Below are 17,653 nucleotides of genomic sequence, written 5' to 3'. Positions count from 1 at the left end.
GTAGCCGGCTGCGTAAAAAGCCGCCTGACGAGCAGGCGGCCGGGCCCCGTGCGGGGGATCTACGCTGCCTTCTTGGCGCCGGCCGTCATTTCGTCGCGCAGGGCGCGGCGCAGGATCTTGCCGACATTGGTTTTCGGGAGCTCGTCGCGGAACTCGATATATTTCGGCTTCTTGTAGCCGGTCAGGTTTTCCTTGCAGTAGGCCATCAGGGTGTCGACCGTCAGCGCCGGGTCCTTGCGCACGACGAAGACTTTCACGGCCTCGCCGGAATGCTCGTCCGGCACGCCGATGCAGGCGCATTCCAGCACGCCCGGATGGGCCGCCACCACCGACTCGATCTCGTTCGGGTAGACGTTGAAGCCCGAGACGAGCACCATGTCCTTCTTGCGGTCGACGATCTTCACATAGCCGCGCTCGTCCATGATGCCGACGTCGCCGGATTTGAAGTAGCCGTCCGGCGTCATCACCTTGGCCGTTTCGTCCGGCCGGTTCCAGTAGCCCTGCATCACCTGCGGGCCCCGGATGGCGATTTCGCCGGGCTGGCCCAGCGGCACTTCGTTGCCGTCGTCGTCCAGGATGGCGATCTCGGTGGACGGCACCGGCAGGCCGATGGTGCCGGAAAACGCCGTGCTGTCGGCGCGGTTGCAGGTTGCCACCGGCGCCGTCTCGGACAGGCCGTAGCCTTCGATGATGGCCACGCCCGTGGCGGCCAGCCACTTGTCGTTGACGGCCTGCTGCACGGCCATGCCGCCGCCGTTGGCGATCTTCAGGCCGGAGAAGTCCAGGTGGCGGAAGTCGGGATGGTTCACCAGCGCGTTGTACAGCGTGTTCACGGCCGGCAGCATATTGAACTTGTGCTTCGACAGCTCGCGGATCAGGCCCGGAATATCGCGCGGGTTCGGGATCAGGATATTGAGCGCGCCCACGCGCATACCCCACATGGCGCACGCCGTCAGCGCGAAGATATGGTACAGCGGCAGCGCGCAGACGATCGACACCGTCTCCACCACGGGGTCCTTCTTCAGGCCCGGCTGGGACCATGCCTCCGACTGCAGCACGTTGGCGATGATGTTCCGGTGCGTCAGGGTGGCGCCCTTGGCCACGCCGGTGGTGCCGCCCGTGTACTGCAGGAAGGCGACGTCCTCCTGGCCCACGTCGACGGGCGTGAGCTTCATGCTCGAGGCGTGCTTCAGCGCCGCGTTGAAGCGCACGGCGTTCGGCAGGGAGTAAGCCGGCACCATCTTCTTGACGTTGCGCACGACGAAATTGACCAGCATGCCCTTGGCGCCGCCCAGCATCTCGCCCATGCTGGCGACGATGATGTGCTTGACGGGCGTGCGCGGCAGCACCTGCTCGAGCGTGTGGGCGAAGTTCTCCAGGATGACGATGGCTTCCGCGCCGGAATCGGTGAGCTGGTGTTCCAGCTCGCGCGGCGTGTACAGGGGATTGACGTTGACGACGGTGTAGCCGGCGCGCAGTACGGCGGCGATGGCGACGGGATACTGCAGCACGTTCGGCATCATCAGGGCCACGCGCGCACCGGGCTTCATGCCGCGGCTTTGCAGCCACGCGCCCAGGCGGCGCGAGTAGGCATCGAGTTCGCCGTAGGTCATGAATTTATCCATGCACACGAACGCATTGCGTTGCGCGTACTGCTGGAACGACGCTTCCAGCAGCTGAACCAGCGAGCGGTACTGGTTCGGATCGATGTCGGCGGGGACGCCGGGCGGGTACGACTTCAACCAGATTTTATCCATCCTGTGCCTCTTGTCTCGATATTATCGTCGGGAGGTCGTCCGCCCTGGGTGCGTTGGTACGGGCCGTGACCGCCTGCGTGCCGGCGGCGCGGCACGCCAGCGCGTGGCCGTGCGAGCCTTCCCTACCTGTTTTAGTTGACGCCGGCAGCACAGCACCGGCGGCGATTCGGCCCTGCATTTCAAAAAAACGAACGCTCGTACTATCTGCAGATAAGATGCTATCGGCCCACCGTCCCCGATGCAAGTGCTTTTTGCGCCCGGACGAGGCCGCGACACGGCCTTTTCCTACTGCAACGCAACAATCACCGACCGCCGGTCGTGTCCGGCTGTTTCTCGGCCAGCACGGTGGCTTCGGGTGGCGCCATCTGGCGTGCGAGCTCGACAAGGCGCTCGTGCCGCTCGACGGAAGGCAGATTGCTCATGCGCTGCACCGCAGCATAGAAATGTGGAAAGTTTTTTTCCTTTGCCAACAACGCTCTGAAGCCGGGCAGAAGGTCATTATAGGTGGCGACCGCGGCCAGGTGGGCATTGGTCAGCTTGTCGGCGAAGAAACGGTCGTAGCCGGCATAGCCGCCCCAGTCGGCCTTCAGGACCTTGTACTCGTCCTGCAGCGCGGCGAAGATGCGGGCCTTTTCCTCGCGCTTCTTCTTCACGCTGGCCTTGCTGGCATACAGGTCCGACAGCATCTGCCGGTGCTTGACCAGCAGCGCCAGGAATTGCTTGCGCCGGCCGCTGTAGCGCACGTAGGCTTCGCGCATGGCGTCGTTGCCGTACAGCTCCAGCCAGCGGTCGACGCCGGCCTCCTCGACGGCGGTGGCGAAGGCTTCGTTGAAGCGCGAGTCGCCGGCGATATACACCACCTGGTGCGCCAGCTCGTGGAACACCATGCGCGCCAGCTCGGCATCGGAATAATTGATGAAGGTCGACAGCAGCGGATCGCTGAACCAGCCCAAGGTGGAATAGGCCGGCACGCCGCCCACCTGCACGTCGTCGCCTTCGGCGCGCAGCTCTTCGGCATAGGCCGTGGCGTCGGCCTTGTCGTAGTAGCCGCGGTAGGCGACGCAGCCGGCGATGGGGAAGCACCACTGGATCGGGCGCAGCGACAGCTCCGGCGTGGCGACGACGTTCCACAGCACGAAGGGGCGGTTCAGGGCCGCGTAATTCTTGTAGCTGGCGTTGTCGGGCAGGCCCAGTTCCTTGACGGCGAAACGGCGGATGAAGACGGCTTTTTCCAGCCGTGCGCGCAGCTTGGCGTCCGTGGCGGGGTCGCCCAGCCAGTCGTCGATGGGACGGGAATCAGACCACAGCGAATACTGCCCCTGCGCGGCCTGATAGTAATACTTAACCTGGGCGCAACCGGCCAGCATGGCCGCGCACGACAGCCCCGCCAGCAGATACTTGGCTCGTGTTTTTAAAGAGGCAATCTTGCGCATACATCGGACTCACAGGGCTTTCTCCACCTGAACGAGTGTATCGTAAAACGTGGGCGCACGGCCCATGTCGGTCAGGCGCTGGCTCGTCACTTCGTTGGCGTTCTTGCCATCGCGGGCGAGCTTCTTCCACCAGATCGACAGGCCCACGACAAGGCCCCGGCGGGCCTTGTCCGTCACCCGCGCCTTGCACGTGAACGAGCCACGATCGTTGAAGATGCGCACGGTTTCGCCGTGGTTGATGCCACGTGTTGTCGCATCGTCAGGGTGCATGTCGAGCCACGGTTCGCCCTCCGTGTTGCGCAGGCTTTGCACGTTGACGAAAGTCGAGTTCAGGAAGTTGCGCGCCGGCGGAGATATCATCGCCAACGGGTATTTTGCCGCCAGTTCGGGGGTAGATGCCGCCGATTCGTAGTTCGGGATGTAGTCTGGCACGGGCTCCAGGCCATCGGCTTGCATGCTGGCCGAAAAGAATTCACATTTTCCCGAAGGTGTGGGGAAATTGCCGCAGGCAAATGGTGCATCCGGCATGTTCAGCTTCTGCCAGCCCTTCTGCTTCAGCGCTTCCCAATCGAAATGCACGGCCCGCGCGTCGTCCTTGCGGAAGGCGTACGCTGCCATCTCGTCATCGCTTTCGCGGAAAGCAGGCTCGTCGAAGCCCATGCGCGCGGCCAGCAGGCGGAAGATTTCCGTATTCGGCTTGGCTTCGCCCATCGGCGCAATGGCCGGGTTGTTCGCCATCATGTACAGGTGGCCATAGGCCAGGTGGGCGTCCATGTGCTCCAGCTGGGTGGTGGCGGGCAGCACGATGTCGGCGTAGTCGACGCTGTCGGTCTGGAAGTGCTCCAGCACGACGGTGAACAGGTCCTCGCGGGCAAAGCCGGCCGCCACCTTCGACGAATCCGGCGCGATCGCCAGCGGGTTGGCGTTGTAGACGATGACCGCTTCCACCCGCGGGCCGAATTCCGGCGACGCGGGGCGCAGCAGGTCGTCGCCGATGGTCGTCATGTTGATCGTGCGGGGCCGCTTTTTCAGCAGGTCGGGCCGCTGCAAGGCCCGCTGGTTGGTGGGGAAGGAGCCGGAGGTGGACAGCTGGATGCCGCCGGCCGCGTGGCGCCACGCGCCCACCAGCGCGGGCAGGCAGGCGATATTACGCACGGCCATGCCGCCGCCGCGCACCCGCTGCACGCCGTAGTTGACGCGGATGGCGGCCGGCTCGCCCGCCTTGGCCGTTTCGCCATACAGGCGGGCCAGCGCCAGCACTTCGTCCACCGTGATGCCGCAGGTCTCGGCAGTGCGCTCCGGCGTCCACTCGGCGGCGCGCGCCTTGAGCTGCTCGAAGCCCAGCGTGTAGCGCTCGATGTAGTCGTCGTCGACCAGGTTTTCCGCGATCAGCACATGCATCATGCCCAGCGCCAGCGCCGCATCGGTGCCGGGCAGCAGGGCGATGTGCATATGGCACTTCTCTGCCGTCAGCGAGCGGTACGGGTCGATCGCCACCAGCTTGGCGCCGCGCCGCTTGGCTTCCTGCGCGCGGGTCCAGAAATGCAGGTTCGACGCGATCGGGTTGCCGCCCCAGATGACGATCAGCTTCGCGTTCTGGAACTGTTCCAGGTCGGTGCCGATGGAGCCGCCCACGGTGTATTTGTAGCCGGTGGCGCCGGCCATCGCGCAGATGGTGCGATCGAGCAGCGAGGCGCCGATGCGGTTGAAGAAGCGGGACGACATCGATTCGCCCTGCAGCAATCCCATCGTGCCGCAGTAGCTGTACGGCAGGATCGCTTCGGGGCGTGTGTCGGCCAGGGGTTTCAGGCGCGCGGCGATGGTGTCGAGCGCTTCGTCCCAGCTGATGCGTTCGAACTTGCCCTCGCCCTTGGCGCCCGTGCGGCGCATCGGGTACAGCAGGCGGTCGGGCGAATAGGTGCGTTCGGCATAGCGCGACACCTTGGTGCACAGCACGCCGGCCGTGGTGGGGTGATCGGGATCGCCCTTGATTTCGGTGGCAACGCCGTTATCGACGGTGACGAGAATGGCGCAGGTATCGGGGCAGTCGTGCGGGCAGGCGGCGCGCACTTGGGTGGTGGTCATGGGAATCGCTTCGGTGTTGCGGGGGAAAGCGCTATCGTAAACCATTCCGGCGATGGCGGCACCGTCCGGCGATGGTCTGGCAATGGGGCGCCTGCTGGGACTACAATGTCCGAACCGCTGCTGGCGACATGCCTTACCGAGGCACTGAGAATAAAACCTGGAGAGCCAGATGAAACTCGTCGAACCGATTATTGCGTTTCAATCCGAGCTGCAGCAGATCCGGCGCGATCTGCATGCCCACCCGGAACTGTCCTATGAAGAAGTGCGCACCGCCGATGCCGTTGCCGCCAGGCTGACCGAATGGGGTATCCCCGTCGTGCGCGGGCTGGGGCTGACGGGCGTGGTGGGCATCATCAAGAACGGCACGTCGGAGCGGGCCATCGGCCTGCGCGCCGACATGGATGCCCTGCCGATGCAGGAAGTGAACACCTTCGCGCACGCGTCGCGCCACCCTGGCAAGATGCACGCCTGCGGCCACGACGGCCACACGGCCATGCTGCTGGGTGCGGCCTACCACCTGGCGCGCCAGCGCGATTTCGACGGCACCGTCTACCTGGTGTTTCAGCCGGCCGAGGAAGGCGGCGCGGGCGCCCGGCGCATGATCGAGGACGGCCTGTTCGAACGCTTTCCGATGGACGCCATCTACGGCATGCACAACTGGCCCGGCTACGCGGCCGGCACGATGAATGTGTGCAGCGGGCCGATGATGGCCTCCTCCAACGAATTCCACGTGACGGTCAAGGGCAAGGGTGCCCACGCGGCACAGCCCCATAACGGCATCGACCCGATCATGATCGCCGTGCAGATCGCGCAGGCCTGGCAGACCATCATCACGCGCAACAAGAGCCCCCTGGACACGGCCGTGCTGTCGATCACGCAGATCCACGCCGGCAGCGCCACCAATGTGATTCCCGATACGGCCCAGCTGGTCGGTACAGTGCGCACGTTCACGACGCCCGTGCTGGACCTGATCCAGCGCCGCATGCAGGCGCTGGCGGAAAGCATCGCCGCCGGCTTCGACGCGCAAGTGCAATTCGACTTCAAGCGCAACTACCCGCCGCTGGTCAACCATGCGCGCGAGACGGCCTTTGCCGTCGAGGTGATGGAGGAAGTGGTTGGCGCCGAGCGCGTCAATGCCAATGTGGAGCCCACCATGGGCGCCGAGGACTTCGCCTTCTTCCTGCAGGAAAAGCCGGGCTGCTACATCTTCATCGGCAACGGCGAAGGCGACCACCGCGCGGGCGGCCACGGCATGGGGCCCTGCGTGCTGCACAACGGCAGCTACGACTTCAACGACAACCTGCTGCCCGTGGGCGCCAGCTTCTGGGTGCGGCTCGTCGAACGGGCCCTGCCGCTGCGCTGAGCTTTATTCCGGTAACCGGTCCGGCGCATCGCCGACGCGCTGGCCGGGATTGAGGCGTTCCAGCGCCAGCAGCGCGGCCGCGTGGTCAGCCTGCGGATATACGTCCCGGATCGACTCGTAACGCTCCGTCACCAGGCTGGTGACGGGCAAGGCCACACCGGCGGCCGCGGCCGCGGCCAGGATGTTGTGCATATCCTTCAGCTGCGTCGTGACCTGGCCGCCCGGCAACCAGTTACGCTCCAGCATGCGCTGGCCGTGCACGTCGAGAACCTTGCTTTCGGCAAAACCGCCCCGGATGGCGGCCCGCACGGAGGCCGGATCGGCCCCGGCCGCCTGGGCCAGCAGCAGTGCTTCCGCCACGATATTGATGGTGCCGCCCACGATCAGCTGGTTGCACAGCTTGGCGACCTGGCCGGCGCCGGCCGGGCCCACCCGCGTCAGCCGGCCCATCGCTTCGAACACGGGCCGGGCGCCTTCGATATCGTCTTCGCCACCGCCCGCCATGATGGCCAGGGTGCCCGCCTGGGCGCCGCCGACGCCGCCGGACACGGGCGCATCGACGAAGCGGCATCCGGCCGCCGCCAGCCGCGCGTGGAAGTCCTGCGCTTCGGCCTGCCGGGTGGAGCTCATGTCGATCCACAGGGTGCCCGAGCGCAATGCCGGCAGTGCCGCATCGATGACGGCGCCCACCACGGGCCCCGCCTCCAGCATTGTGATGACGACGTCCGCCTCGCGCACGGCATCGGCCAGCAGGGGCGCGACGGTGGCGCCGGCCTCGGCCAGGGCCTCGGCCTTGCTGACGGTGCGGTTCCACACGGTGACGGGCAGCCCCGCCGCCAGCAGCCGGCGCGCCATCGGGTCTCCCATCAGGCCCATACCAAGAAATGCGATTTTCGAAAACAATGCCACGATTTTGCTCTCCAAAACGTTGACTATTGCAGCAATTTTAACGTCCGTTTGGTTTCCGGAAGGATTTTGCGAAGATGAGTACAATGACGCCATTGTTTTATCGCTACGGATAAAGCATCCACAACAGACGAGAATACACCCATGAAAAAAATCATCGCGGCCCTGGCCGCCCTGGTGGCTGCACAAGCCGCGTTCGCCGCCGACGGCAAGCTGGTCGACACGGCCTACACGGAATTTGCCACCGCATCGAAAATCCGCATGGTGCGCATCGGCGCCACGCAGGACTGGAAACCGAGCTGGAGCTGGTTCAATTCGAACGGCACCCACCTGACCGGTTACTGGGACGCCAGCTTCGGCGCCTGGGAAGGCCGCCAGTACAACAACGTGCCTGGGGACAAGCAGCACATCGTCGACATCGGCTTCACGCCCGTGTTCCGCTTCGAGAACGTCAACAAGCTGGGCCTCTACGCGGAAATCGGCATCGGCGCCCACCTGATGTCGCACACCTATAACAACAACGACGACCGCCTGTCGACGGCCTTCCAGTTCGGCGACCACATCGGCATCGGCTATGTGTTCAACAAGAACTGGGAAGTGGCCGTCAAGATGCAGCACTTCTCCAACGGCAGCATCAAGAAGCCCAACAGCGGCGTCGACTACGGCGTGGTCAAGCTCGCTTACCGCTTCTAAGCCTCCGCACGCGCCCGACCACAGCCCGCCTCGCGCGGGCTTTTTGTTGCCCGAAAACCGACCGGGTTGCCCAGTATGGCTTCGCTGGCCGCCCCACGCTATGCCAATGCGATATCCGTCTCACTGAAAATGGCATACCTTGCCCGATTGTCATGCTGCTAGCATGCGCGGATTCCTTTTCCGCCATCGCCCATGCCATCGACTTCGCGCCTGCTGCATCGCCTCTCCCTCATCGCCGCGCTGCTGTGCGCCCACGCTTCGGCCGAACAGCGCAGCCTGTCGCAGGGCTGGCTGTTCAAGGCCGGCCCGGTGCCGGAGGCGCAACGAGCCGCCTTCGACGACAAGGGCTGGCGCCGCATCACCGTGCCGCACGATTTCTCCATCATGGACAAGGCCGACGGCTCGCCGCCGTTTGACGCCAAGGCCGTCGGCGGCCAGGATTCGGGCTACCTGCCGGGCGGGCAAGGCTGGTATCGCCACCGTCTGGACCTGAGCGCGGCGGATGCGGCACGCGTACTGCGGTTGAACTTCGAAGCTGTCTACATGAACGCCGACATCTGGCTGAACGGCGAACACGTGGGCAATCACCGCTACGGCTACACGGCCTTCACGCTGGACCTGACGGGCAAGGCCCGGGCGGGCGAGAACGTCATCGTGGTGCGGGTCAATCACGTCGACCCTTCGTCGCGCTGGTATGCCGGCTCGGGCCTGATCCGCCCCGTCACCCTCGACCTGCTCGACCCGGTGCACATCGCGCCGGACAGCGTGTTCGTCACGACGCCCGTCGCGACAGCCGAACGGGGCGACGTGCAGGTCAGCGCCGGCATCGCCAATCGGGGCAAAAGCCCGGCCCGCGTCGAGCTGATTTCAACGGTGGTGGGGACAAGCGATGCCGCGCTGGCGCAAGCCCGGCGCCAGTTGACGGTGGCCGCGCGCGGCAGCGTCGACGTCACCCAGCGCCTGGCCGTGCCGCAGCCGAAACTGTGGTCGCCCGACGCGCCCAACCTGTACACCTTGGTGCAGGAAGTGCGAGTCGACGGCGTCGTGAAGGACGTGCGCCGCACCCGCTTCGGCATCCGCACCGTGACGGCCGATGCCACCAACGGCCTGCGCATCAACGGCCGCAAGGTGCTCCTGCGCGGCGGGAATATCCATCACGACAACTACATGCTGGGCGCCGCCGGCAGCCCCGACGCCGATGCACGCAAGGTCGCGCTGATGAAGCAGGCCGGCTACAACGCCATCCGCAGCGCCCACAATCCGGCCAGCCAGGCCACCCTGCGCGCCGCCGACGAACTGGGCATGCTGGTCATCGACGAGGCCTTCGACATGTGGCGCATATCCAAGCGCGACGCCGACTCCTCGCGCTTCTTCGACAGCGACTGGCGGCAGGACATCGACAGCCTGGTGACGAGCGGGCGCAATCACCCCAGTGTGCTGTTCTGGAGCGTGGGAAACGAGATCCCCGAACAGGGCACGCCGGCCGGGGCACGCACGGCACGCGAACTGGCCGCGCGCATCCGCCGGCTCGACCCGACCCGGCCCGTGACGCAAGGCGTCAACATGGACACTCCGCACAACGCGGTGCAGTTCGCCGAACTCGATGTGGCGGGCTACAACTACCGCGCCCACCTGTTCGGCAGCGACCACCTTACTCATCCCGCGCGCGTGATGTACACCTCGGAGTCGACGTCGAAGGACGCCTTCCGCTATTGGGACCCGGTCGAGACAATGCCTTGGGTAATCGGCGACTTCGTCTGGACCTCGTTCGACTACCTGGGCGAAACGGGTATCGGCTGGATGGGCTACTCGCAGGACTGGAAGCAGCTGGGTGCCTACCCGTGGCACCTGGCCTACTGCGGCGAGATCGATGCCACCGGCCGCAAGCGCCCCGCCGCCTTCTACCGGCAGGTGCTGTGGAAGACGGGCATCGATCCCGTCGCCGCCTTCGTCGAGCAGCCGCCCGGCACCGCCGACCTGCCGGACCGGGACATGTTCAAGACCCATCCGGAGCTGGACTGGTCGCTGGAAGACCTGCACCCGAGCTGGAGCTGGCGGGGCCAGGAAGGCAAGCCGCTGAAGGTGGTGGTGTATTCCGAGCATCCGGAAGTGGAGCTGTTCCTGAACGGCCGCAGCCTGGGACGCCGTGCCGTCGACCGCGCCACCGCATACAAGACCGACTACCGCGTGCCGTATGCGGCGGGCCGCCTGGTCGCCGTCGGCTACCGGGACGGCAAGCCCGCCGCCAGCTGGGAACTGCGTACCGCCGGCGCGCCGGCCGCCATCACGCTGCAGGCAGATCGCCAGCAGGTACGCGCCAATGGCGAAGACCTGGTCTATGTCAGCGCCGCCTTGGTCGACAGCGACGGCGCACCCGTTTACGCCCAAGGCGGCGACCGCCACGTGACGGTCACCGTCAAGGGCGCCGGTACCTTGGCGGGCGCCGGCAATGGCAATCCGATGGACGCATCGAGCCTGCAGTCAGGCCGGCGCAGCACGTTCCATGGCCGCCTGGTGGCCGTCGTGCGCGCCGGTACCGACGCGGGCCCCATCGACGTCGAGTTCGCGGCGCAAGGCTTGCCGGTGCAGCGGGTACGTATCGACGCCGTGGCCCGCTGACGCCGGCGTTCTATTTGCGGCGCAGCTGCCGCAATCCCAGCGGCAGGCAGTTGAACAGCCTGACCAGCGCGTGCAGCTGCCAGGGGAAGACACAGCGCTCGGCGCGGCGCTCGATGGCACCGGCCATGCGCTGCACGGCATCGGCCTCGGGCTGCAGGAAGGGCTTGGCGGCGGCGCTGCCGCCATTGAGTTCGCGCAGGCGCGCCGTGTCGACATAGCCCGGCACCAGGGTCGTGACGGCGATCCCGAACGGTGCCAGGGCCTTGCGATAGGTGTCGCAGATGGCGATGGCCGCGCGCTTGCTGGCGCTGTACAGGGAACCGGCCGGATAGTCCTTCACCAGCCCCGCAATCGACGCCACCGCCACCAGGTGGCCATGGCCCTGCCGGCGCATGAGCGCGCCGGCCGCGTCGAAGGCCAGGCACAGGCCGCCGACATTGGTGGCCAGCACGGGCAGTGCCGCTTCCGGCCGCACGGCCAGGGTGGCCGCATCCGTGTACTGGCCGGCCGTGACGATCAGCAGGTCCAGGCCGTCGCTGCCGAAGTCCTGCACCGCGGCCTCCAGCGCCGCGCGGTCGGCGATATCGAAGGCGTAACGCCGCACTTGCGGGTGCGCCGCCAGCGCATGTCCGTCGAGCCGGCCCGTATCGCGCCCGCACAGCGCCACTTGCGCGTCCTGGCTGGCGTAGTGCTGGCCGAGCGCCAGGCCGATGCCGCTGGTGCCGCCGATGATCATCACGCGCATGCCATGCTCCCCGCGGCGGCAAAGGCGGCCAGCCCCTTGCGGTAGCCGTATTGCCATTGCGCTTCGACCTGGTTCGCGTACGCAGCCAGTGTCGGCGGCATGGCCAGCGCGATGCGGTTGCGGCGCCAGTCGATGCGCTTGCCGATGCCCTGCGCGCGCAGGGCAGTGCCGACATCGCTGGTATCGAACCACGCGTCGGCGGCCTGGTCATGCACGTGCCGCAAGCGCGCGGAGCCGTCGATGCCCAGCACCGCGCGCAACGCCGGCAAGGCCAGGTGTGGATGGAACGGCGCCTTGCGTTCCATCGTCACGCGCCGTGCCAGTCGCTGCGCCAGCTCGATGGGGAACAGGTCGATCACGCCGCCGGTATAGTCGCGGCCCTGATGGCGGTGGCTACGGAAGTAGAACATGTCCGCCACCGAGATGCGCACGGCGTCGGCCACCGGCATGGCGCTGTCGGTGGCCAGTGCAGGTGCCACGGCGCCGCTGCTCCAGCGGCTGTCCGCCGCCGGCGCGGTACCTGCCACCAGCGCGGCAGCACGGGCGGGCCCGAAGACGATTTCTTCGTAAAGCTCGCGCCCTGTACGCGCGGCGCCCGCTTCGTACGGCTGGAACAGCAGCCGGCCGCCGACGATCGCCAGCGCCGGGCCGACGGCGCGCGGCGGCGGCAACGGCAGCGCGGCGGGCACGTCGAACAGGTAGTCGTTGAACAGGTCGGGAACGGTGGCGACGGGCGTGCGGGCCAGCCAGCGCCGTGCGATATCGGCCAGCGCGCGGCGTGGCGCGGCATAGCGGGTCGGCTGCACGGCGCACAGGAAATCATACATCGCCGGCGATGCGGCCCAGGCGCGACGTGCGGTCGCATCGGGCAGCGCCTGGATGATCGCCGCGGCAATCGCGCCGCCGCAGCTGGCCAGCACGATGTCCGGCGCATTGCCGGTGTCCTCGGCGGCGGCATGCACGCCCAGGTAGTAGCCGAAGCGGAAGCCGCCGCCGGCCAGGACCAGGCAGTGCCGGTACTTTTCAGGTGTCTCCATCGAATGCATAATGCCCAAATGCGGCCAAACCCACAACAGGCGCGACACCTTGCCGGCAGCGCGGCATTGCCGGCACGATTGACGCACCTGGTGCTGAACTGGCTCGTGTTCGCCCTGTGCTACCCGCTGGCGAACCAGCTGGCGGCGCAGCAGCAGGTGCGGCGCAGCCTGGCGCTTGCGCTCGATGCAGACATCCCCTTCCTGCCGTGGATGATCGTGCCCTACGCCACCTCCGGCGCTTTCTTTACCTTGGTGTTCTTCCTGGTGCGCACGCCGGAGCAGTTGCGCGTGGCGAGCCGGCGTCTGCTGGTGGCGACCGTGCTGGGCACGATGGCATTTGCCCTCTTTCCTGCCCGTTTCTCGCTGACGCGCCCTGCGCTCGATGGTGCGCTGGCGCTGCTGTACGGCGGCCTCGACCTGATCGACCAGCCCTATAACCAGTTCCCGTCGCTGCATGTGGCGTACTGCGTGATTTTCTGGCTGGCGCTGGTGCCGCTGGTGCGTGGCGGATTGCGCGCGCTCCTCGGTGCGTGGCTGGCGCTGATCGTCGCCAGCACGGTGTTCACGTGGCAGCACCATGTGTTGGACGTGGCCGGCGGCCTCGCACTAGGCCTCCTTGCAGCGCTGCTGGTGCAACCTGGCCGCACGCGGCGACACACGGTGGCTTTCTACTATGGCATCGGCACCGGCGTGCTGCTGCTGGCCGGCGCATGGGCCCTGCGCAGCTGGCTGCTGGCCTATGTCGCGGTCAGCCTGGCGCTGGTGGCAGTGGCTTACTGGCGCAGGCATGCCGGCTTCCTCGGCAAGCAGGGTGGGCGGCATGGTCTGGCAAGCTGGCTGCTGTACTGGCCTTACCTGGCCGGCTACCGGCTGACGTGGGCGGCCGTGCTGCTGCGCGAACGGCAGCGCCCCGCGTTCGTCCGTCACGACGGGCAGTTGTGGGTGGGCCGCCGCCTGACCGGACGCGAGGCGCGGCAGCTACCGGCGAACTGCTGGGTGATCGACCTGTCGTGCGAGCTGCCCGAAACCCCTTCGCTGCGCCACGAACGTTATCGCCACGTGCCGCTGCTGGACCTGCACGCGCCGAAGGCGGCGCAGATCCGCGCGGTGCTGGCACTGCTGGAGGACTGCGAACGCGCCGGAGAGCCGGTTTATCTTCATTGCGCGATGGGTTACAGTCGCAGCCGTTTTATCGCCCGCCTTTATCAACGAAAGAAATCACGATGTCCTTCTCGATCTACCAGTTGAAGCCCCGCTTCCAGCAGTTGCTGCGCCCCGTACTGTCGGCGCTGACCCGCACCGGCATCACGCCGAACCAGGTGACGCTGTTCGCGATGGTGCTGTCGATCGCCTACGGCGTGGCGCTGGCATTCATGCCCACGTGTGCCGGATGGTGGCTCGGTTTGCCGGCCTTCCTCCTGGCGCGAATGGCCCTGAATGCCATCGACGGCATGCTGGCCACGGCCACCGGCAACAAGACGCCGCTGGGCGCATTGCTCAACGAAGTGTGCGACCAGGTCTCCGACGCGGCGCTGTACCTGCCTTTCGCGCTGGTGGTGGGCGTCTCGGCGCCGCTGGCCGTAGTGGTGGTGGTGTTTTCCCTGCTGGCCGAATTCGCCGGCGTGCTGGCCCAGGCCATCGGCGCGCCGCGCCGCTTCGACGGTCCGATGGGCAAGAGCGACCGTGCCTTTGCCTTCGGCCTGATCGCGCTGCTGATCGGCTTCGGCACGGCGCCCCTGTGGTGGAACGGCCTGCTGGCCGTGCTGCTGCTGCTGTCGCTGCTGACGGTGTTCAACCGCCTGCGCCAGGCGCTGCGCCTTTCCGCGCCAGCGACACGGTAAAGATTCCCTCGACGCCGATGGCCGTGTCGACCTTCGTGGCGCCGGCCAGGGCGACCAGCCCGTCCATCTCCGCCTGCGGGCGTGGCCGCATCTGCCATGCACCGCCGCGGTGGTTGGTCAGCGTGCCGGCGATCATGTCCAGCTGCGGATGCCATGGCTGCGCCGTGTAGATCAGGTAACCGCCCGGCCGCAGGCTGCGTACCACGCCTTCCAGCGAGCGCCGTACCATTGCATTGTCGCTGAAGAGCTCATACAGGCCGGAGACGATGGCGATGTCGTAACGCCCTTCCAGGCCGTCGTAGCTGCTGTCGCTGAACGCGTCGCGCTGCTGGAAGTCGAGCGTGGCGCGCACCTGCAAGGTGACGGCCAGCTGGCGCGCCCGGTCCAGGTTATGCTGGGCATAGTCGCGCAAGGTGACGTCGATATCGCGGTCCTGGAAGCGCTTGACCGTCTCCAGCACGTACCGCGCCGAGCCGGTGGCGATATCGAGGATGCGCAGCGGTGCATCGCCCGGGTGGGCGGCGATGCGTTCGGCCAGCATCTGCTGCAGCTGGACCTTGCGCACGCGGATGCCGCGCCAGCCTACCGCATCCAGATAGCCACGGTCGATGATCGCGCCCAATCCCAGCTTGCCGCCGGCCTGGTTACGGTACACGTAGTCGAGCGATTCGCCCGAATCGAAACCGTGCGTCAGGCCGATCCGCATGCCGTCGCTCAGCGGACCCAGCACACCCAGCATGCGGCGCTGCAGGCCGAACCAGGCGCGGCTCACTGCCGTGCCGTTCTCGTTGCGCAGCAAGGCCGCGTACTCGCGCGCGCTGTGGCTGGCCGTGTCGGCGGCGGCGTAGTGGGCGGCCGGCAGCGGCGGCGTGTTGAAGCACTGATCGACGAAGGCCGTGCTGGCGGCCATCGCGGCCGAGGTATCGCGTTCGTAGAAGACGGCGTGGTAGCAGTCGCGCAGCTTGACGTAGCGTTTCACCGGCGATGATAGCCGCTCGAAGAAGGCCTTCTGCGGCGCCTCGCTGACGACGAAGTCCTTGTCCGCCGCCAGCATCAGCACGGGCACGTCGATCGCGGCAGCGTCCCGCACGATGCGCCCGGCCGTATTGGCCAGTTCCAGCAGGATCTTGGCGGAGATGGCCTTGGCGATCAGCGGATCGGAGGCGTAGGCCGTGGCCTCGGCGGCGGAATGGGTCAGCATGCCGGGGCGGATATAGCTGGTGACGAACAGGTCCGGCTTGAAGCGGCGCGCCAGGCGCAGGCCGGGCTTGGCCAGCGGGACATACAGCTTGATACTGAACGCGGCTGCCGCCATGATCAGGCCCCGGATACGGGGCGCATAGTCGTGTACCCAGGTCGCGGCGACAACGGCGCCGACGCTGTTGGCCACCACGACGATGTTTTCCGGCGCAATGCCGTAGCGTGAACCGATGTGACGCACGAACGCATCGAGGTCGTCGACCAGGGTGGCAAAGCTGGGCGCGTCTCCACGCTCGCCGGGTGAGTGGCCATGGCCCCGTGCATCGTAGGCGAAGGCCCAGTCCTGCTGGCGGTTGAAGCGCTCGACCAGCTGCGTGATGCGGCCGGAGTGCTCATGACCCCGATGCAGGAACACCAGCGCACGGGCGGGGCCTGATGCGGCGGGCGAGCGGGGCTGCCAGGCGCGATAGAACAGGTAGGTGCCGTCATTGCCGGCGAAACCGGACTCGATGCCGGTCCATGCCGCTGGGTGCTCGATCTTCATGTAAAACCTTATTCAAATGTGCGGATTAGCCAGTACAGCAATGGCGCCGTGATGACCAGGCTGTCGACCCGATCAAGAATGCCGCCGTGACCGGGAATCAGTTGCGAGAAGTCCTTGATGCCCAGGTGGCGTTTCGCTGCCGAGTACATCAAGTCACCAACAAAACCGCCCAGCGACAACAGCAGCGCATAAACGGCCAGGCGTGGCGCACTGCCAAGTCCGAAATATCGACCCAGTACCAGGGTAACAAGTTGGGAGACCACGACGCCACCTATCAGACCTTGCCATGTTTTATTCGGGCTGATATGCGGCGCGATTTTCTGTCGGCCGAAGAGTTTTCCGGAAATAAACTGGCCGATATCGTTCAATGCGGTGAGCACGAATAAATAGAACAGCCAGGCCAGATTGGTCGGCGAATCAAAAGGCAACCGCGCAAACAGTGGCAAGACAGCCAAGGCACCAACCGTCACCAGTAATAATAAGTTGACGAGTTTGTCATGATCCGGGTGAGCATTGAAACGCCAATACTGAATAACGATCAGCCCGGAAAATACACCGGACAACAGGTACGGTGCGAAAGCTTGCAGTGCCAACGCCAACGCCGACGCGGCTGCGCCGCCAGCCCAGAAGCGTGGCCGGGCCTTGCTCTGGTACGGCGCCAGTTCAGCGATCGCCAGCAGCCAGATCGCGCAGGCCAGCAGGGCAGACCCCACGGGGTAAATCACCAAGGCCAGGCTAATAAAAGGAAATATCCGCCACCATGCATTGACCTGGGCACTCAATGTGCTCGAAGGAGCTGCGCCGGCAGCAAGCCGTACGGACAAGGAAGTCAGGCCCAGCAGTCCATACAGCGCCGTCATTGCCACGCCGATCTGGGAACCCATGCTGAGAAAAGGAAGCATATTTAGGAAGAGAAATTGCGTCCTATTAATTATAGCGAGTTCAACCGCGAATACTTCCTAAATATGTAATCGTTGAGGCAGCTCAGCCGAAGGGACAACACTGACGGATGACTGGTACAAGTTAATCAATGCGAGATCAGCAAGAATTATCACTCCCTTGCTTGCCTGCCAACGACGGAGAACGGCTGATCAGCATGCAGTCGCAACATGCCGTGCCAGCAATATTTGCCATAAAACCAGTCGGTCGCTGTAGCGGGCGGACGCCGCTTTGGCGGACAGTCGCCAGAAAAGTGGTCGGTCCGCCGCAGCGGTGTGACACTGGTTTTGAAGCAACTAAATCCCTCGGTAATCCCCCCATTTTTAGAGCACGCTAAAAGTAGAGGTTAAGCGGCAAGTGCCAATTTCTGTTTTGGCGTGATACCGCCGAGCGCCATATTGGGTCGGTCGTGATTGTAGGTCCACAACCAGTTGGCGGCAAATTCCTGGATTTCGTCGAGCGTCTCAAACAGGTGATGAGCGAGCCAGTCA

The 17,653-nt window shown here is 65.8% G+C and carries 14 protein-coding genes; 5 read left to right on the top strand and 9 right to left on the bottom strand.

Features of this window, described 5'->3' with window-relative positions; genetic code table 11:
- Positions 1-59: 59 nt before the first annotated feature.
- The 3 genes from GM672_RS12260 to GM672_RS12250 form a co-directional block, all read right to left on the bottom strand.
- Positions 60-1,757, bottom strand: a complete 1,698-nt coding sequence (locus GM672_RS12260) for a long-chain fatty acid--CoA ligase (protein ID WP_155470815.1) — start codon at positions 1,755-1,757, stop codon at positions 60-62.
- 302 nt (positions 1,758-2,059) lie between these two features.
- Entirely contained in the window at positions 2,060-3,190 is a 1,131-nt protein-coding gene (locus GM672_RS12255; RefSeq protein ID WP_229417700.1) for an aminopeptidase, read from the bottom strand.
- A 9-nt stretch (positions 3,191-3,199) separates the two neighbouring features.
- Entirely contained in the window at positions 3,200-5,275 is a 2,076-nt protein-coding gene (locus GM672_RS12250; RefSeq protein WP_155470814.1) for a molybdopterin-containing oxidoreductase family protein, read from the bottom strand.
- A 169-nt stretch (positions 5,276-5,444) separates the two neighbouring features.
- Between GM672_RS12250 and GM672_RS12245 the strand changes: the two genes are divergently transcribed.
- A complete protein-coding gene (locus tag GM672_RS12245; RefSeq protein ID WP_155470813.1) occupies positions 5,445-6,638 on the top strand; it encodes a M20 aminoacylase family protein in 1,194 nt (397 codons plus the stop codon).
- Positions 6,639-6,641: 3 nt separating this feature from the next.
- Here GM672_RS12245 and GM672_RS12240 read toward each other — a convergent pair whose 3' ends face one another.
- Positions 6,642-7,541, bottom strand: coding sequence for an NAD(P)-dependent oxidoreductase (locus tag GM672_RS12240; RefSeq protein WP_260115687.1), 900 nt, complete (start codon positions 7,539-7,541; stop codon positions 6,642-6,644).
- 147 nt (positions 7,542-7,688) lie between these two features.
- Between GM672_RS12240 and GM672_RS12235 the strand changes: the two genes are divergently transcribed.
- Both GM672_RS12235 and GM672_RS12230 read left to right on the top strand, forming a co-directional pair.
- Positions 7,689-8,237, top strand: a complete 549-nt coding sequence (locus GM672_RS12235; protein ID WP_155470811.1) for an acyloxyacyl hydrolase — start codon at positions 7,689-7,691, stop codon at positions 8,235-8,237.
- 192 nt (positions 8,238-8,429) lie between these two features.
- On the top strand, positions 8,430-10,856 hold the full coding sequence (locus GM672_RS12230; protein ID WP_155470810.1) for a glycoside hydrolase family 2 TIM barrel-domain containing protein: 2,427 nt from the start codon (positions 8,430-8,432) through the stop codon (positions 10,854-10,856).
- A gap of 10 nt (positions 10,857-10,866) precedes the next feature.
- On the opposite strand, the gene GM672_RS12225 is transcribed toward GM672_RS12230, so the two are convergent.
- The gene (locus GM672_RS12225; RefSeq protein WP_170300036.1) at positions 10,867-11,601 is read right to left on the bottom strand and encodes an SDR family NAD(P)-dependent oxidoreductase; all 735 of its coding nucleotides are present in this window, start codon (positions 11,599-11,601) and stop codon (positions 10,867-10,869) included.
- Positions 11,592-12,638, bottom strand: a complete 1,047-nt coding sequence (locus GM672_RS12220) for a patatin-like phospholipase family protein (protein ID WP_155470808.1) — start codon at positions 12,636-12,638, stop codon at positions 11,592-11,594. Before GM672_RS12220 ends, GM672_RS12225 begins: the two co-directional genes overlap by 10 nt.
- 66 nt (positions 12,639-12,704) lie before the next feature.
- Between GM672_RS12220 and GM672_RS28920 the strand changes: the two genes are divergently transcribed.
- A complete protein-coding gene (locus GM672_RS28920; protein ID WP_211517355.1) occupies positions 12,705-13,886 on the top strand; it encodes a phosphatase PAP2 family protein in 1,182 nt (393 codons plus the stop codon).
- Positions 13,862-14,479, top strand: a complete 618-nt coding sequence (locus GM672_RS28915) for a CDP-alcohol phosphatidyltransferase family protein (protein ID WP_211517354.1) — start codon at positions 13,862-13,864, stop codon at positions 14,477-14,479. Before GM672_RS28920 ends, GM672_RS28915 begins: the two co-directional genes overlap by 25 nt.
- Here the strand turns inward: GM672_RS28915 and GM672_RS12205 are convergent.
- The 3 genes from GM672_RS12205 to GM672_RS12195 all read right to left on the bottom strand — a co-directional run.
- Positions 14,430-16,223: a bifunctional alpha/beta hydrolase/class I SAM-dependent methyltransferase gene (locus tag GM672_RS12205; RefSeq protein ID WP_155470805.1), complete on the bottom strand. Its 1,794-nt coding sequence runs from the start codon at positions 16,221-16,223 to the stop codon at positions 14,430-14,432. The two genes, GM672_RS28915 and GM672_RS12205, sit on opposite strands and share 50 nt — an antisense overlap.
- Before the next feature lie 8 nt (positions 16,224-16,231).
- Entirely contained in the window at positions 16,232-17,083 is an 852-nt protein-coding gene (locus GM672_RS12200; protein WP_170300035.1) for a phosphatidate cytidylyltransferase, read from the bottom strand.
- Positions 17,084-17,508: 425 nt separating this feature from the next.
- Positions 17,509-17,653 (bottom strand): integrase core domain-containing protein (locus GM672_RS12195; RefSeq protein ID WP_155470803.1); only part of this gene is annotated, 145 nt, incomplete at its 5' end.

The organism is Pseudoduganella buxea (genome assembly GCF_009720835.1).
In the GTDB taxonomy this organism is placed as follows: domain Bacteria; phylum Pseudomonadota; class Gammaproteobacteria; order Burkholderiales; family Burkholderiaceae_D; genus Rugamonas; species Rugamonas buxea.
The sequence above is the reverse complement of the archived record's forward strand: the minus strand, read 5'-3'. Positions and strand labels throughout refer to the sequence as shown.

What these genes read in the sequence shown, in the direction of transcription:
- GM672_RS12260 (WP_155470815.1), bottom strand. Translation starts at nt 1,757, where the DNA reads ATGGATAAAATCTGGTTGAAGTCGTACCCGCCCGGCGTCCCCGCCGAC.
- GM672_RS12255 (WP_229417700.1), bottom strand. Translation starts at nt 3,190, where the DNA reads ATGCGCAAGATTGCCTCTTTAAAAACACGAGCCAAGTATCTGCTGGCG.
- GM672_RS12250 (WP_155470814.1), bottom strand. Translation starts at nt 5,275, where the DNA reads ATGACCACCACCCAAGTGCGCGCCGCCTGCCCGCACGACTGCCCCGAT.
- GM672_RS12245 (WP_155470813.1), top strand. Translation starts at nt 5,445, where the DNA reads ATGAAACTCGTCGAACCGATTATTGCGTTTCAATCCGAGCTGCAGCAG.
- GM672_RS12235 (WP_155470811.1), top strand. Translation starts at nt 7,689, where the DNA reads ATGAAAAAAATCATCGCGGCCCTGGCCGCCCTGGTGGCTGCACAAGCC.
- GM672_RS12230 (WP_155470810.1), top strand. Translation starts at nt 8,430, where the DNA reads ATGCCATCGACTTCGCGCCTGCTGCATCGCCTCTCCCTCATCGCCGCG.
- GM672_RS12225 (WP_170300036.1), bottom strand. Translation starts at nt 11,601, where the DNA reads ATGCGCGTGATGATCATCGGCGGCACCAGCGGCATCGGCCTGGCGCTC.
- GM672_RS12220 (WP_155470808.1), bottom strand. Translation starts at nt 12,638, where the DNA reads ATGGAGACACCTGAAAAGTACCGGCACTGCCTGGTCCTGGCCGGCGGC.
- GM672_RS28915 (WP_211517354.1), top strand. Translation starts at nt 13,862, where the DNA reads ATGTCCTTCTCGATCTACCAGTTGAAGCCCCGCTTCCAGCAGTTGCTG.
- GM672_RS12205 (WP_155470805.1), bottom strand. Translation starts at nt 16,223, where the DNA reads ATGAAGATCGAGCACCCAGCGGCATGGACCGGCATCGAGTCCGGTTTC.
- GM672_RS12200 (WP_170300035.1), bottom strand. Translation starts at nt 17,083, where the DNA reads ATGACGGCGCTGTATGGACTGCTGGGCCTGACTTCCTTGTCCGTACGG.